This is a genomic window from Bradyrhizobium sp. CIAT3101, from assembly GCF_029714945.1.
GTDB lineage: Bacteria > Pseudomonadota > Alphaproteobacteria > Rhizobiales > Xanthobacteraceae > Bradyrhizobium.
In genome coordinates, this window is the sequence record NZ_CP121634.1 from 4,223,266 (window position 1) to 4,237,434 (window position 14,169).

Below are 14,169 nucleotides of genomic sequence, written 5' to 3' on the forward strand. Positions count from 1 at the left end.
GCTTTCTTGGCAGAGGTGGACCATGAGCCAGACATCGAGCACTGACGGGCGAGAATCGTCCGACACGGACGACAATCACTCGCCGGCGCCGATCACCGTGATGCTGTCATCACGGCTGATGGTGCTCGCCAACCTGCTCAAGCGCGGCGCCATCCTGCGCTACAAGCGCCTCGCAGGCCTATCCTCGGTCGAGTTCGGCCTGGTCGCCTCGCTCGGCCGGCGACCGCCGATGAGCGTTGCCCGGCTCGCCGAGGCCGTGGGTCAGGACAAGGGCCAGATCAGCCGTGCGCTCGCCGAGCTGGTCTCGCGCAAGCTGATCGCGAAGTCGGCGAATCCGAAAGACAGCCGCGAGGTGTTGGTATCGCTGACGCCTGCCGGGCTCGCGGCACATGACGCCATCGTCGAAGGCGCGCAGGAGCGCAACCGGATGCTGCTCGAGCAATTGAGCGAGGCCGAGTTGGAGACACTGCTCGCGCAGGTCGAGCGTCTCACCGCGACGGCGGAAGCGATGCTCGAAGCCGAGAAGGTTTCGCGCTGATCGCGCAGCAATCTCCGGAAATATTCGAGTGCTTCTAAGAGCGTCTCTAAGAGATGTTCTAAGAGCCTTTCAATTAGGGGAACCGCATGCGCTCCCCTAAGCGTCACCCCAACGCATGCCGTCCCGGGACAGGCGGCATGACGATCAAATGCACATTGGGGTGGCGCGTTGAACAGTCTTGGAATGCTGCGGTCGGCCGTGTTGGCGACCGTGTCCGCTTTGGTTTTGATGCCGCAGGCATCGCTCGCACAATCCGCATCGCAAGGCGGTGCGCAGAGCCTGCCGCCGGTGAACGTGGCTGCACCGCAGGAACGCCGCCGCGCTGCCGTCCGCGCGCCGCGCCGGACGCAAAGCCAGGTGCAGGCGGCGAACAGCCGCAAACCGCAACAACAACGCAATGTCGGCGTCGTCGAGAATCCGCGTGGTCCGGTGCAGGGCTATGTTGCCAGGCGCAGCTCGTCCGGCACCAAGACCAACACGCCGATCATGGAGACGCCGCAATCGGTATCGGTGATCGGCGCCGACCAGATCCGCGACCAGAAGCCGAACAAGCTCGACGAAGTTCTGCGCTACACCGCCGGCGTCCGCGCCGGCACCTTTGGCGCCGACACCCGCAACGACTGGTGGCTGATCCGCGGCTTCAAGTCCGACGACGTCGGGCTGTTTCTCGACGGCATGCAGCTGTTCTACACGTCCTATGCGAGCTGGAAGCTGCAGCCGCCGAACATGGAGCGCGTCGAGGTGCTGCGCGGTCCGTCGGCCGTGCTCTATGGCGGATCGAGCCCGAGCGGCATCGTCAACGTCATCAGCAAGATGCCGCCGACCGAGCCGGTCCGCTACATCGAGGCCGGCGTCAACAATTTCGGCAATGCCTATGTCGGTTTCGATGTCGGCGGTCCCGTTGCGACGCAGCCACAGGACGGCAAGCTGTTTTACCGCGTCGTCGGCCAGGTCCAGAACGGCAACACGCAGGTCAATTTCACGCCCGACAACAATTACTTCATCGCGCCGTCCTTCACCTGGAAGCCGGACGCCGACACGACATTCACGGTGCTGGCGTCGGCCTCGAAGCAGGACACCCGCGGCATCAACTTCCTGCCCTATCAGGGCACGGTGACCAATGCGCCGTTCGGCAAGATCCCGACCAGTTTCTTCGTCGGCGATCCCAATGTCGACAAGTTCACGCGCGAGCAGGAGATGCTCGGCTATCAGTTCGAGCGCAATCTCACCGACGACCTCACGTTCCGGCAGAATGCGCGGTTCGCGCATATCGACCTGACCTATCGCGGTTTCGTCGGCAATGGCTGGGACAATATCAACACGGCCACGATGGGCCGCTACAATTGGTATGCGAAGAACACCGCCAACCAGGCCAATCTCGACAACCAGCTGGAGTACCGCTTCGACACCGGTCCCGTGAAGCACACGATGCTGTTCGGGGTCGATCTGAAGGGCTATCAGATCGACGACTACCAGGCGTTCAACTTCGGCACTGTGCCGTCCATCAACGTCTTCAATCCCACCTATGGTCTCGACATTCCGCTGACGGGCGCGCCGTTCCGCAACTTCCTGCTCACGCAGAAGCAGGCCGGCACCTATGTCCAGGACCAAATGAAGCTCGGTAACTTCACACTGGTCTTGAGCGGCCGCAATGACTGGGTGGAGACGACGCAGGCTGCCCGCGACACCGGAGCAAATATTGCCCAACGCGACGACAGCAGGTTCAGCGGGCGCGCCGGGCTGATCTACAATTTCGACAATGGCATCGCGCCTTACGTCTCGTATGCCACGAGCTACAATCCGATCATCGGCCTCAATGCGTCGAACCAGCTGTTCCTGCCGGAGACAGGCCAGCAGGCCGAGATCGGCGTGAAAGTCGCTCCGAAGGGATTTGACGGCTATTTCACGGCTTCGGTGTTCGACCTGAAGCGGCAGAACGTCCCGACGACGGCGGTCACCGCCGACGCATCCGGCAATTTCCTGCAGAACCAGACGGGCGAGGTGACCTCGCGCGGCATCGAGCTCGAAGCGGTGGCCAACGCCACGAAGGAGCTGAAGCTGATCGGTGCCTTCACTGCCTACCATCTCTTCAACAGCAAGGATCTCGATCCGTCGTTGATCGGCAAGACGCCGACCAATACGCCCGAGACGCTGATCTCGGGCTGGGCGGACTACACCTTCAAGGACGGTCCGCTGGAGGGCTTTGGTTTCGGCGGCGGCGTGCGTTATGTCGGCTCGTCCTGGGCGGACACCACCAACACGCTGGAAGTTCCCGCTGTGGTGCTCGGCGATCTCGCGGTCCACTACGAATGGCAGAATTGGCGCACCGCCATCAACGTGCTCAATCTGACCGACAAGATCTACGTCGCGAGCTGCGCCTCGGCCTCGTCCTGCTTCTACGGCGATCGCCGCCGCGTCACCGCCAGCGTCTCGTACAAATGGTAAGGCTCGGCAAGGGGAGGGCTTTGTGAAGGCGCGCACGGTCAGGCTCTGGTCCGTGGTCCACACCTGGACCAGCCTGATCTCGACGTTGTTCCTGTTGCTGCTCTGCCTGACCGGCCTGCCGCTGATCTTCCATCACGAGATCGATGAGCTCCTGGGCTACGCCCCCCAGCCCGAAGCTCATGCGAGCGCGGCGCGCGCGACGCCCCAAGTCGTCGCCGACGCCGCGCTCGCCGCCGATCCCGGCCGCGTCCTGCAATATGTGTCCTGGGACAAGGACGAGCCCGGGCTGGTGATGGCCTTCACCAACAGCGCCCCAGACGGTGCGCCCGACAACGCGACCGTACGTGCGTTCGATGCGGTTTCGGCCAAGCTGCTCGGGCCGGTCGGCGTCGGGCCGATGCTGATCGTGCTCAAGCTGCACACCGACATGTTCGCTGGACAAGCCGGGAAGCTGTTCCTCGGCGCGATGGGGCTGCTGTTTGCCACAGCCATCGTCTCCGGCGTGGTGCTGTACTGGCCGTTCACCCGCCGCCTGCGCTTTGCCACCATCCGCGACAGTGCCGCGCGTCGCGTCCGCTGGCTCGACTGGCACAATCTGATCGGCGTGGTGACGGTGGCCTGGGCGCTGGTGGTGGGCTTGACCGGCGTCGTCAACACCTGGGCCGAGCTGATGCTCAACCAGTGGAAGGCGACCGAGCTCGCCAGCATGGTCGCGCCCTATGCCGGGAAGCCGGCGCCTGCGCATCTCGCCTCGCTCGACGACGTCGTCGCGCGCGCCATGCAGGCTGCGCCCGGCATGGAGGTCGCCTTCATCGCGTTCCCGGGCACGCCGTTCACGTCCTCGCACCATTTCGCGGCCTTCATGCGCGGCGACACGGTGCTGACGGCGCGGCTTCTGAAGCCGGTGCTGCTCGACGGCGAAACCGGGGAGGTGGCCGATACCCGCGCGCTGCCGCTCTATCTCCAGGCGCTCCTGATCTCGCAGCCGCTGCATTTCGGCGATTATGGCGGGGTGCCGCTGAAGGTGATCTGGGCTGCCCTCGACGGGCTCACCATCGTTGTGATCGGCAGCGGCCTCTATCTCTGGGTGGCGCGGCGGCGCAAGCGTGCCCCTGCCAAGGCCGACGCATTCGCCAGACGAGCCCCGGTCCCGTCGTGATGCATGGCTCCTCTGACCGCGCGCGCCTGTGGATACGTGTCTTTGCTGCACCTGGTCTGCTCGCCGCGGCGACGATCATGGGCCTGCTGGCTGCGTTGCTGTGGGGAACGGTCGGCCAGTATGTCGCCTGGGTGACAGTCGGGGCGCCTGTTGCGGTCGTCGCCTGGGTTTGGGTGCGCCGCCGCAGCAAGAAAAACGTGCGATTTTCGCAGGCGGCACGCGGCCGATAGCCGACGCGGCCCGTGCGCCCCAATCTCGAACCTGCTACCCTGCAAAACTATGGCCGCCCTTGTCGGGTTCGGCGATCTGCTCCATACCAGCCGCGGGGTGATTCCGGGATTTCCACCGGTCTGGGAGCAGCAAAGGGCCTAAAAAGAGCGTGTCTTGCGCCCATTGGTGCACTGCGCTAAGGCTCAGAATAATTCCAAATCGGACGAATCCGTGGCTGTCCCGAGGCTGCGGGAAAAAGGGCTCGTCAATGAGCGGCATTCTACAGAACTATCTTCCACTCGTCGTCTTCATAGGGGTAGCGGCCATCATCGGCCTGGTGCTCCTGATCGCGCCCTTCATCGTGGCGTTCCAGCAGCCGGACCCGGAAAAGCTCTCGGCGTATGAGTGCGGTTTCAACGCCTTCGACGACGCCCGCATGAAGTTTGACGTCCGCTTCTACCTGGTCGCCATCCTCTTCATCATCTTCGACCTCGAAGTGGCGTTCCTGTTTCCCTGGGCTGTGGCGTTCGGCAAGCTTGGCGCGACCGGCTTCTGGTCGATGCTGGTGTTCCTTGCCGTGCTGACAGTCGGTTTCGCCTATGAATGGAAGAAAGGGGCACTCGAATGGGATTGAACCCTGTGCCGTCCGCTGGCCCGGCGATCGCGCCGGCCCCCAAGGGCATCCTGGATCCGTCGACCGGCCGGCCGGTCGGGGCCAATGATCCGTTCTTCCTCGAGGTCAACCACGAGTTGTCCGACAAGGGCTTCTTCGTGGCCGCGACCGACGACCTCATCACCTGGGCCCGTACCGGCTCGCTGATGTGGATGACCTTCGGTCTCGCCTGCTGCGCGGTCGAGATGATGCAGGTGTCGATGCCGCGTTACGACGTCGAGCGCTTCGGCTTCGCACCGCGTGCCTCGCCGCGCCAGTCCGACGTGATGATCGTCGCGGGCACGCTGACCAACAAGATGGCCCCGGCTTTGCGCAAGGTCTACGACCAGATGCCCGAGCCGCGCTACGTCATCTCGATGGGCTCCTGCGCCAACGGCGGCGGCTACTATCACTATTCCTACTCGGTCGTGCGCGGCTGCGACCGCATCGTGCCGATCGACATCTACGTGCCGGGCTGCCCGCCCACGGCGGAAGCTCTGCTCTACGGCGTGCTGCTGCTGCAGAAGAAGATCCGCCGCACCGGCACCATCGAACGCTAAGGTTTTACGTCATGGACGACGCCAAGCTCGACGCCCTGGGGCAGACGATCGTGAGCGCGCTTCCGGGCGCCGCCATCGGTCATTCGGTGGCCTTCAACCAGCTCACGGTTGATGTCGAGGCCAGCAAGATCGTTGAGGTGGTCAAGTACCTCCGCGACGATCCGAACTGCCGTTTCGTCAACTTCACCGACATCACGGCGGCCGACTATCCGTCGCGCGAGAAGCGCTTCGACGTGATCTATCACTTCCTGTCACCGACCCTGAACACGCGCATCCGCCTCAAGGCCCAGGCCGACGAGACCACGCAGGTTCCGTCGCTGATCGAGGTGTTCCCCGGCGCCGACTGGTTCGAGCGCGAGGCCTACGACCTTTACGGCGTGTTCTTCGTCGGTCACCCCGACATGCGCCGCATCCTCACCGATTACGGTTTCGAGGGCCATCCGCTGCGCAAGGATTTCCCGCTCACCGGCTTCCTCGAGGTCCGCTACGACGACCAGGAGAAGCGCGTGGTGTACGAGCCGGTCCGGCTCAACCAGGAATTCCGCAAGTTCGATTTCCTCTCGCCATGGGAAGGGGCGGACTATCCGCTTCCCGGTGACGAGAAGGCAGGACCGAAGGCCTGATCATGAACGAGCAACCTGAACAGCTTCGCAACTTTACGATCAATTTCGGACCGCAGCATCCGGCGGCGCACGGCGTTCTTCGTCTTGTGCTTGAATTGGATGGTGAGGTCGTTGCGCGCGTCGACCCGCACATTGGTCTCTTGCATCGCGGCACCGAAAAACTGATCGAGCAGAAGACCTATCTGCAGGCGATCCCGTATTTCGACCGGCTCGACTACGTCGCGCCGATGAACCAGGAGCACGCCTTCTGCCTCGCCGCCGAGAAGCTGCTCGGCATCGAGGTGCCGCGCCGCGGCCAGCTGATCCGCGTGCTCTATTGCGAGATCGGCCGCATCCTGTCGCATCTTCTCAACGTCACCACGCAGGCGATGGACGTCGGCGCGCTGACCCCGCCGCTGTGGGGTTTCGAAGAGCGCGAGAAGCTGATGGTGTTCTACGAGCGCGCCTCGGGCAGCCGCATGCACGCAGCCTTCTTCCGCGTCGGCGGCGTGCATCAGGACCTGCCGCAGAAGCTGGTCGACGACATCGAAGCCTGGTGCGATCCGTTCCTGAAGGTCGTCGACGACCTCGATCGCCTGCTGACCGCCAACCGCATCTTCAAGCAGCGCAACGTCGATATCGGCGTGGTGCCGCTGAAGGAAGCTTGGGAGTGGGGTTTTTCGGGCGTGATGGTGCGCGGCTCGGGCGCGGCCTGGGACCTGCGCAAGTCGCAGCCCTATGAGTGCTACGCCGAGATGGATTTCGACATTCCGATCGGCAAGAACGGCGACTGCTACGACCGCTACCTGATCCGCATGGAAGAGATGCGCCAGTCGGTGCGCATCATGAAGCAGTGCATCCAGAAGCTGAACGCAGCCGAAGGGAAGGGTGCCGTCGTCGTCGAAGACAACAAGGTCGCGCCGCCCCGCCGTGGCGAGATGAAGCGCTCGATGGAAGCGCTGATCCACCACTTCAAGCTCTACACTGAAGGCGTCCACGTGCCGGAAGGCGAGGTCTATGCCGCGGTCGAGGCGCCCAAGGGCGAGTTCGGCGTCTATCTGATCTCGGACGGCACCAACAAGCCCTACAAGTGCAAGATCCGCGCGCCGGGCTTTGCGCATCTGCAGGCGATGGACCACATCTGCCGCGGCCATCTGCTCGCCGACGTCTCGGCCATTCTCGGTTCGCTCGACATCGTGTTCGGAGAGGTCGATCGGTGATGGCTCAGGCGCCAATCCAGTTTGACCGTGCCTCGGGGGCCCTTGAAGGGGCCAACCTGTGGGAGCGGACGGCTGCCTTGGCGCTGGTGACGGGGTCGAAGATCTCGTCGCATTTCTCGCATATGGGCTACATCGCCTGTGCGAATTTGCTGCGGAAGACGCTGCCCGAGCGCAACATCGCGATCAAGCTCAACCCGGACGCCGTGTTCGAATTCCCTTACGGCGACGGCTACTGGAGCAAGCTGCTCAACCGTTCTTATTGCTACGAGGACGAGCTGGAGCTGCTGTTCGCCGACTCCATCGACGTCGACTACACGCTGCTCGATTGCGGCGCCAATTACGGCTACTGGTCGGTGCTGGTCTCGAGCAAGCCGTTCGGCTCGCACAAGTCGATCGCGATCGAGCCGTCGGGCCAGAACTATCCGAAGCTTGCCAACAATGCCCGCGTCAACGGCAACCGCTTCGAGACCCTGAAGTGCGCGATCGGCGCGGCGCGCGGCACCGCGCGCCTGTCGGGCACCAAGCACGAGGCCTTCAGCATCGCCGGCGCCCCGTCGGATGGCGGCGAGGACGTGCCCGTTCTGGCGCTGGATAACCTCATCGAGGACGGCAAGGTCCAGGCTACCGGCAAGTACCTGATCAAGCTCGACGTCGAAGGCGTCGAGATCGAGGCGATCAAGGGTGGCGCCCGGCTGCTCCAGACCGACAGCGTCATCATGTGCGAGGAGCACGGCAGCGACCGCACGCATGCGGTGTCGCGCTACATCCTCGAACAGACCCCGCTGAAGCTGATCGTGCTCGATCCGCGCACCAATCGGCTGGAGACCGTGACCGAGCTGTCGATCCTCGATCGCATCAAGGTCTCGACCCACGTCGGCTACAACGTTTTCGGCACCGCAAGCGCATTCTGGCAGGACAGGATCAATGCCCTGAATGCGAAAACCGCGCGCCGCATGCAGTGAGAGATAAGACATGTCCGTTCGCCGATTAGCACCGAAGGAAGTCCAGCCCGCGAGCTTTGCGTTCACGGACGAGAACCTTGCCTTCGCCAAGCAGCAGATCGCGAAATATCCGGCCGGACGCCAGGCCTCGGCCGTCATCGCCATCCTCTGGCGCGTCCAGGAGCAGCACGAGGGCTGGGTCTCGGAAGCCGCGATCCGCGCCGTCGCCGACCTGCTCGACATGCCCTATATCCGCGTGCTCGAGGTCGCGACCTTCTACACGATGTTCCAGCTCGCTCCGGTCGGCAAGAAGGCCCACGTCCAGGTCTGCGGCACCACGCCGTGCCGCCTGCGCGGCGCCGAAGACCTGATCCATGTCTGCGAGAGCCGGATCCATCACGATCCCTTCCATCTCTCCAAGGACGGCAATTTCAGCTGGGAAGAGGTCGAGTGCCTCGGCGCCTGCGTGAACGCGCCGATGGTGCTGATCGGCAAGGACACCTATGAGGACCTGACCAAGGAGACCTTCGGCAAGGTGCTCGATGGCTTCGCCTCGGGCAATCCGCCGAAGCCCGGTCCGCAGAACGGCCGCCAGTTCTCCGCGCCGGCGGGCGGACCGACCACGCTGAAGGAGACCTCCTGATGGGTCTTCCGACGAACCGGGGGAGCGAAGCCGTGAATAAATGGGGCTTCGTTGCCATGCATGCCGCGCTCGCGGCCGCCTTCATGTTCCTGCTGCAGCGCTTCGTGATGAACGCGACGCAGGAAACCAGTCTGCTCTGGGCGCTGACCTTCGCCGTCTGCGCCGCCGGGCTTGCCTACAAGCAGGCCAATCGTTGATCGGAAAGCACTGATATGCTCGAGGACAAGGACCGCATCTTCAAGAACCTCTACGGCCTCCATGATTGGGGCCTCGAGGGTGCGCGGCGCCGCGGCGCCTGGGATGGTACCAAGAACATCATCGACAAGGGCCGCGACTGGATCATCAACGAGATGAAGGCGTCGGGCCTGCGCGGCCGCGGCGGCGCCGGCTTCCCGACCGGGTTGAAGTGGTCCTTCATGCCGAAGGAGTCCACCGACGGTCGTCCGAGCTATCTCGTCGTCAACGCCGACGAGTCCGAGCCCGGCACCTGCAAGGATCGCGAGATCATGCGGCACGATCCGCATCTCCTGATCGAGGGCTGCCTGATCGCCAGCTGCGCGATGAACGCGCACACCTGCTACATTTATGTCCGCGGCGAATTCATCCGCGAGCGCGAGCATCTTCAGGCCGCGATCGACCAGGCCTATGACGCCAAGCTGGTCGGCAAGGACAACGTCAACGGCTGGCCGTTCGACATCTACGTCGCGCACGGCGCCGGCGCCTATATCTGCGGTGAGGAGACCGCGCTGCTCGAAAGCCTCGAGGGCAAGAAGGGCCAGCCGCGCCTGAAGCCGCCGTTCCCGGCCAACGTCGGCCTGTTCGGCTGCCCGACCACCGTCAACAACGTCGAGTCCATCGCGGTTGCGCCGGACATCCTGCGCCGTGGCGCCGCCTGGTTCGCCGGCATCGGCCGTCCGAACAATGTCGGCACCAAGCTGTTCTGCATCTCCGGCCATGTCGAGCGGCCCTGCAACGTCGAAGAGGCCATGGGCATTCCGTTCCGTGAGCTGATCGACAAGCATTGCGGCGGCATCCGCGGCGGCTGGGACAACCTCAAGGCCGTGATCCCCGGCGGCTCCTCGGTGCGCATGGTGCCGGCGGAGCAGATCATCGACACGCCGATGGATTTCGACAGCCTCAGCAAGCTGCGCTCGGGCCTCGGCACCGCGGCCGTGATCGTGATGGACAAGTCGACCGACCTGATCCGTTCGATCGCCCGCATCTCCTATTTCTACAAGCATGAGAGCTGCGGCCAGTGCACGCCGTGCCGCGAGGGCACCGGCTGGATGTGGCGCGTGCTCACCCGCATGGCCGATGGCCGCGCCCACAAGCGCGAAATCGACATGCTGCTGGAAGTCACCAAACAGGTCGAAGGCCACACCATCTGCGCGCTCGGCGACGCAGCCGCCTGGCCGATCCAGGGCCTGATCGCGCATTTCCGTCATGAGATCGAAGCGCGTATCGACCAGTATTCGCACAAGGCCGACATCGACGATGCCGGCGTCCGCGATCCCGTGAACATGGTCGCGGCGGAGTAGAGAGAATGACCAAGCTCATCATCGACGGCAAAGAGATCGATGTCCCCGCCGAGTACACGCTGCTTCAGGCGTGCGAGGCGGCCGGCGCCGAGATTCCGCGCTTCTGCTATCACGAGCGCCTGTCGATCGCCGGCAATTGCCGGATGTGCCTCGTCGAGGTGAAGGGTGGCCCGAAGCCGGTCGCATCGTGCGCCTGGGGCGTGCGTGACTGCCGTCCGGGCCCGAAGGGAGAGCCGCCGGAAATCTCCACGCGTTCGCCGATGGTGAAGAAGGCACGCGAAGGCGTGATGGAATTCCTTCTGATCAACCATCCGCTGGACTGCCCGATCTGCGATCAGGGCGGCGAGTGCGACCTGCAGGACCAGGCGATGGGCTATGGTGTCGACACCAGCCGCTTCGCCGAGAACAAGCGCGCGGTCGAGGACAAGTACCTCGGTGCGCTGGTCAAGACCTCGATGAACCGCTGCATCCAGTGCACGCGTTGCGTCCGCTTCTCGGCGGAAGTTGCCGGCGCCCCCGAGATGGGCGCGACCGGTCGCGGCGAGGACATGGAGATCACGACCTATCTCGAGCATGCGCTGACCTCGGAACTGCAGGGCAATCTCGTCGACATCTGCCCGGTCGGTGCGCTGACCTCGAAGCCCTATGCCTTCGCGGCGCGTCCGTGGGAGCTCGGCAAGACCCAGTCGGTCGACGTGATGGACGGCGTGGGTTCCGCGATCCGCGTCGATACCCGCGGCCGCGAAGTCATGCGCGTGCTGCCGCGCATCAACGAGGCCGTGAACGAGGAGTGGATCTCCGACAAGACCCGCCACATCGTCGACGGCCTGCGCACCCAGCGCCTCGACCGGCCCTATATCCGTGAAGCCGGCAAGCTGCGTGCGGCGAGCTGGCAGGAAGCGTTCGCGGCGATCGCTTCGAAGGCGGCCCGCACCGACGGCAAGCGCATCGGCGCGATTGCGGGCGACCTCGCCGGCGTCGAAGAGATGTTCGCGGTGAAGGATCTGCTGGCGAAATTCGGTTCGGCCAATCTGGCGGTGCAGGGCGGCGACGCCTTCGATCCCGCGCTCGGCCGGGGCTCCTACATCTTCAACCCGACGCTGGCGGGCGTCGAGCAGGCGGATGCGCTGCTCATCGTCGGCGCCAATCCGCGCAAGGAAGCGGCCGTGTTCAACGCCCGCATCCGCAAGCGCTGGCGCGCCGGCGGCTTCAAGGTCGGCGTGATCGGCGCCAAGGCCGATCTCACTTTCGACTATGATCATCTCGGTGCGGGCACCGAAACGCTCGGTGAGCTCGCGGCCGGCAAGCACTCCTTCATGGATGTGCTGAAGAACGCCAAGAACCCGATCATCCTGATCGGCGCGGGCGCGGCCTCGCGTCACGACGGCGCCGCCATTCTCGCCGCCGCCGCCAAGCTCGCGCTCGATGTCGGCGCGGTGAAGGACGGCTGGAACGGCTTCGGCGTGCTGCACGAGACCGCTTCGCGCGTCGGCGCGCTCGACATCGGCTTCGTCGCAGGTCAGGGCGGGCTGAACGCCGCGCAGATGACGACCTTCGGCACGCTCGACCTGCTGTTCCTGCTCGGCGCCGACGAGATCAAGGCGCCGGACGGTACCTTCGTCGTGTACATCGGCACCCATGGCGACCGCGGCGCGCACCGCGCCGACGTGATCCTGCCGGCGGCCGCCTACACCGAGAAGTCCGCGATCTACGTCAACACCGAAGGCCGCGTGCAGATGACCGGTCGCGCCGCGTTCCCGCCGGGCGAAGCCCGCGAGGACTGGGCGATCGTCCGCGCGCTCTCGGAGGCGCTCGGCAAGAAGCTCGGCTACGATTCGCTTGCCGCGCTGCGCCAGGCGCTGTTCAAGGCGGTGCCGCATCTGATCCGTCTCGACCAGATCGAAGCGGGCGCAGCCGACCAGATCAAGAAGCTCGCGGGGAAGGGCGGTTCGCCCGAGAAGGCGCCGTTCAAGGCTGCGATCGAGGACTTCTATTTGACCAACCCAATCGCGCGTGCGTCGGCCGTGATGGCGGAGTGCTCGCGGCTTGCCTCCGGGCAGATGCTGACCGCAGCGGAGTGAGCCAGATGGAATTTTTCGCAAGCGCATTCTGGACCGGCTTTCTCTGGCCGCTGATCATCATGATCGCGGAAAGCGTGCTGGTGCTCGTGGTCCTGCTGGTCGCGATCGCCTACATCCTGCTCGCCGACCGCAAGATCTGGGCGGCGGTGCAGATCCGCCGCGGTCCGAACGTGGTCGGGCCCTGGGGCCTGTTCCAGTCCTTCGCCGACCTTTTGAAGTTCGTGCTGAAGGAGCCGATCATTCCGGCCGGCGCCAACAAGGGCGTCTTCCTTCTTGCTCCCCTGGTCTCATGCGTGCTCGCGCTCGCCGCCTGGGCGGTGATCCCGACCAATCTCGGCTGGGTGATCTCCGACATCAATGTCGGCATCCTCTTCATCTTCGCGATCTCGTCGCTGTCGATCTACGGCATCATCATGGCCGGCTGGTCGTCGAACTCGAAGTATCCGTTCCTGGCCGCGCTGCGTTCGGCGGCCCAGATGGTGTCGTATGAAGTCTCGATCGGCTTCGTCATCATCACGGTGCTGCTCTGCGCCGGCACGCTGAACCTCTCGGCCGTGGTCGAGGCCCAGCATGTCCGCGGCCTCGCCAGCCTGATCGGGCTGCCGCAGCTCACCATCCTGAACTGGTACGTCTGGCCGCTGTTCCCGATGTTCGTGGTGTTCTACGTCTCGGCGCTGGCGGAAACCAACCGTCCGCCCTTCGACCTCGTCGAGGCCGAGTCCGAGCTGGTCGCCGGCTTCATGGTCGAATACGGCTCGACGCCGTATCTGCTGTTCATGCTCGGCGAATACGTCGCGATCGTCACGATGTGCGCAATGGCAACCATCCTGTTCCTCGGAGGCTGGCTGCCGCCGGTGGATCTGCCGCCCTTCAACTGGGTGCCGGGGATCATCTGGTTCGCGCTCAAACTCTTCTTCATGTTCTTCCTGTTTGCGATGGCAAAGGCGATCGTGCCGCGCTACCGCTACGACCAACTGATGCGCCTCGGCTGGAAGGTGTTCCTGCCGCTCTCGCTGGTGATGGTGGTCGTGGTGGCGGGCGTGCTGCAATTCGCCGGCATCGCGCCGAAGTGAGGGCCGTCATGGGTATCAACATCAACGCCACTGCACGCTCGCTGCTGCTGTCGGAATTCGTCTCGGCGTTCTTCCTCGCCATGCGCTATTTCTTCCAGCCGAAGCCGACGCTGAACTATCCGTTCGAGAAGGGCCCGATCTCGCCGCGCTTCCGCGGTGAGCATGCGCTGCGCCGCTATCCGAATGGTGAAGAGCGCTGCATCGCCTGCAAGCTGTGCGAAGCGGTCTGCCCGGCGCAGGCGATCACGATCGAGGCCGGTCCGCGCCGCAACGACGGCACCCGCCGCACCGTGCGCTACGACATCGACATGGTGAAGTGCATCTATTGCGGCCTCTGCCAGGAGGCCTGCCCGGTCGACGCCATCGTCGAAGGTCCGAACTTCGAGTTCGCGACCGAGACCCGCGAGGAACTGTTCTATGACAAGGCCAAGCTGCTCGCCAATGGCGACCGCTGGGAACGCGAGATCGCGAAAGCGATCGAGCTCGATGCGCCTTACCGGTGAGATG

At 64.4% G+C, this 14,169-nt stretch carries 15 protein-coding genes; all 15 read left to right on the forward strand.

The genetic code is table 11. The annotated features are described in order from the left end of the window. Positions 1 to 22: 22 nt before the first annotated feature. The 15 genes from QA645_RS19900 to nuoI all read left to right on the forward strand — a co-directional run bounded on the left by QA645_RS19900 (position 23) and on the right by nuoI (position 14,165). Positions 23 to 538, forward strand: coding sequence for a MarR family transcriptional regulator (locus QA645_RS19900; RefSeq protein ID WP_283052458.1), 516 nt, complete (start codon positions 23 to 25; stop codon positions 536 to 538). 183 nt (positions 539 to 721) lie between these two features. Then, positions 722 to 2,983, forward strand: a complete 2,262-nt coding sequence (locus QA645_RS19905; RefSeq protein WP_283053263.1) for a TonB-dependent siderophore receptor — start codon at positions 722 to 724, stop codon at positions 2,981 to 2,983. A 22-nt stretch (positions 2,984 to 3,005) separates the two neighbouring features. Then, positions 3,006 to 4,142 (forward strand): PepSY-associated TM helix domain-containing protein, encoded by a 1,137-nt coding sequence (locus QA645_RS19910; RefSeq protein ID WP_283052459.1) that lies wholly within the window; start codon positions 3,006 to 3,008, stop codon positions 4,140 to 4,142. Next, positions 4,142 to 4,372 (forward strand): hypothetical protein, encoded by a 231-nt coding sequence (locus QA645_RS19915; protein ID WP_283052461.1) that lies wholly within the window; start codon positions 4,142 to 4,144, stop codon positions 4,370 to 4,372. The genes QA645_RS19910 and QA645_RS19915 overlap by 1 nt, the downstream gene beginning before the upstream one ends. Before the next feature lie 248 nt (positions 4,373 to 4,620). Beyond that, the gene (locus tag QA645_RS19920) at positions 4,621 to 4,986 is read left to right on the forward strand and encodes an NADH-quinone oxidoreductase subunit A (RefSeq protein ID WP_092290902.1); all 366 of its coding nucleotides are present in this window, start codon (positions 4,621 to 4,623) and stop codon (positions 4,984 to 4,986) included. Beyond that, on the forward strand, positions 4,983 to 5,564 hold the full coding sequence (locus QA645_RS19925) for an NADH-quinone oxidoreductase subunit B (RefSeq protein ID WP_283053265.1): 582 nt from the start codon (positions 4,983 to 4,985) through the stop codon (positions 5,562 to 5,564). The genes QA645_RS19920 and QA645_RS19925 overlap by 4 nt, the downstream gene beginning before the upstream one ends. A gap of 11 nt (positions 5,565 to 5,575) precedes the next feature. Beyond that, complete coding sequence (locus QA645_RS19930) at positions 5,576 to 6,187, forward strand: NADH-quinone oxidoreductase subunit C (protein WP_283052467.1); 612 nt, start codon at positions 5,576 to 5,578, stop codon at positions 6,185 to 6,187. A 2-nt stretch (positions 6,188 to 6,189) separates the two neighbouring features. Next, entirely contained in the window at positions 6,190 to 7,386 is a 1,197-nt protein-coding gene (locus QA645_RS19935) for an NADH-quinone oxidoreductase subunit D (RefSeq protein ID WP_254193982.1), read from the forward strand. Beyond that, positions 7,386 to 8,348: an FkbM family methyltransferase gene (locus QA645_RS19940; RefSeq protein WP_283052470.1), complete on the forward strand. Its 963-nt coding sequence runs from the start codon at positions 7,386 to 7,388 to the stop codon at positions 8,346 to 8,348. The genes QA645_RS19935 and QA645_RS19940 overlap by 1 nt, the downstream gene beginning before the upstream one ends. Before the next feature lie 10 nt (positions 8,349 to 8,358). After that, a complete protein-coding gene (nuoE, locus tag QA645_RS19945; RefSeq protein ID WP_027529885.1) occupies positions 8,359 to 8,970 on the forward strand; it encodes an NADH-quinone oxidoreductase subunit NuoE in 612 nt (203 codons plus the stop codon). Continuing rightward, positions 8,970 to 9,167 carry a hypothetical protein gene (locus tag QA645_RS19950; protein WP_254131867.1) on the forward strand — a complete coding sequence of 66 codons (198 nt, stop codon included), beginning with the start codon at positions 8,970 to 8,972 and terminating at the stop codon, positions 9,165 to 9,167. The genes nuoE and QA645_RS19950 overlap by 1 nt, the downstream gene beginning before the upstream one ends. A gap of 15 nt (positions 9,168 to 9,182) precedes the next feature. After that, the gene (nuoF, locus tag QA645_RS19955) at positions 9,183 to 10,508 is read left to right on the forward strand and encodes an NADH-quinone oxidoreductase subunit NuoF (protein WP_254131866.1); all 1,326 of its coding nucleotides are present in this window, start codon (positions 9,183 to 9,185) and stop codon (positions 10,506 to 10,508) included. A gap of 5 nt (positions 10,509 to 10,513) precedes the next feature. Next, positions 10,514 to 12,589, forward strand: a complete 2,076-nt coding sequence (nuoG, locus tag QA645_RS19960; protein ID WP_283052476.1) for an NADH-quinone oxidoreductase subunit NuoG — start codon at positions 10,514 to 10,516, stop codon at positions 12,587 to 12,589. 5 nt (positions 12,590 to 12,594) lie between these two features. After that, positions 12,595 to 13,662 carry an NADH-quinone oxidoreductase subunit NuoH gene (gene nuoH / locus QA645_RS19965; protein ID WP_254131864.1) on the forward strand — a complete coding sequence of 356 codons (1,068 nt, stop codon included), beginning with the start codon at positions 12,595 to 12,597 and terminating at the stop codon, positions 13,660 to 13,662. Between the two features lie 14 nt (positions 13,663 to 13,676). After that, positions 13,677 to 14,165 (forward strand): NADH-quinone oxidoreductase subunit NuoI, encoded by a 489-nt coding sequence (gene nuoI / locus QA645_RS19970; protein WP_026232873.1) that lies wholly within the window; start codon positions 13,677 to 13,679, stop codon positions 14,163 to 14,165. Positions 14,166 to 14,169 lie beyond the last annotated feature (4 nt).

What these genes read in the sequence shown, in the direction of transcription:
- QA645_RS19950 (WP_254131867.1), top strand. Translation starts at nt 8,970, where the DNA reads ATGGGTCTTCCGACGAACCGGGGGAGCGAAGCCGTGAATAAATGGGGC.
- QA645_RS19900 (WP_283052458.1), top strand. Translation starts at nt 23, where the DNA reads ATGAGCCAGACATCGAGCACTGACGGGCGAGAATCGTCCGACACGGAC.
- QA645_RS19930 (WP_283052467.1), top strand. Translation starts at nt 5,576, where the DNA reads ATGGACGACGCCAAGCTCGACGCCCTGGGGCAGACGATCGTGAGCGCG.
- QA645_RS19935 (WP_254193982.1), top strand. Translation starts at nt 6,190, where the DNA reads ATGAACGAGCAACCTGAACAGCTTCGCAACTTTACGATCAATTTCGGA.
- nuoF (WP_254131866.1), top strand. Translation starts at nt 9,183, where the DNA reads ATGCTCGAGGACAAGGACCGCATCTTCAAGAACCTCTACGGCCTCCAT.
- nuoG (WP_283052476.1), top strand. Translation starts at nt 10,514, where the DNA reads ATGACCAAGCTCATCATCGACGGCAAAGAGATCGATGTCCCCGCCGAG.
- QA645_RS19940 (WP_283052470.1), top strand. Translation starts at nt 7,386, where the DNA reads ATGGCTCAGGCGCCAATCCAGTTTGACCGTGCCTCGGGGGCCCTTGAA.
- QA645_RS19915 (WP_283052461.1), top strand. Translation starts at nt 4,142, where the DNA reads ATGCATGGCTCCTCTGACCGCGCGCGCCTGTGGATACGTGTCTTTGCT.
- nuoH (WP_254131864.1), top strand. Translation starts at nt 12,595, where the DNA reads ATGGAATTTTTCGCAAGCGCATTCTGGACCGGCTTTCTCTGGCCGCTG.
- QA645_RS19905 (WP_283053263.1), top strand. Translation starts at nt 722, where the DNA reads ATGCTGCGGTCGGCCGTGTTGGCGACCGTGTCCGCTTTGGTTTTGATG.
- QA645_RS19920 (WP_092290902.1), top strand. Translation starts at nt 4,621, where the DNA reads ATGAGCGGCATTCTACAGAACTATCTTCCACTCGTCGTCTTCATAGGG.
- nuoE (WP_027529885.1), top strand. Translation starts at nt 8,359, where the DNA reads ATGTCCGTTCGCCGATTAGCACCGAAGGAAGTCCAGCCCGCGAGCTTT.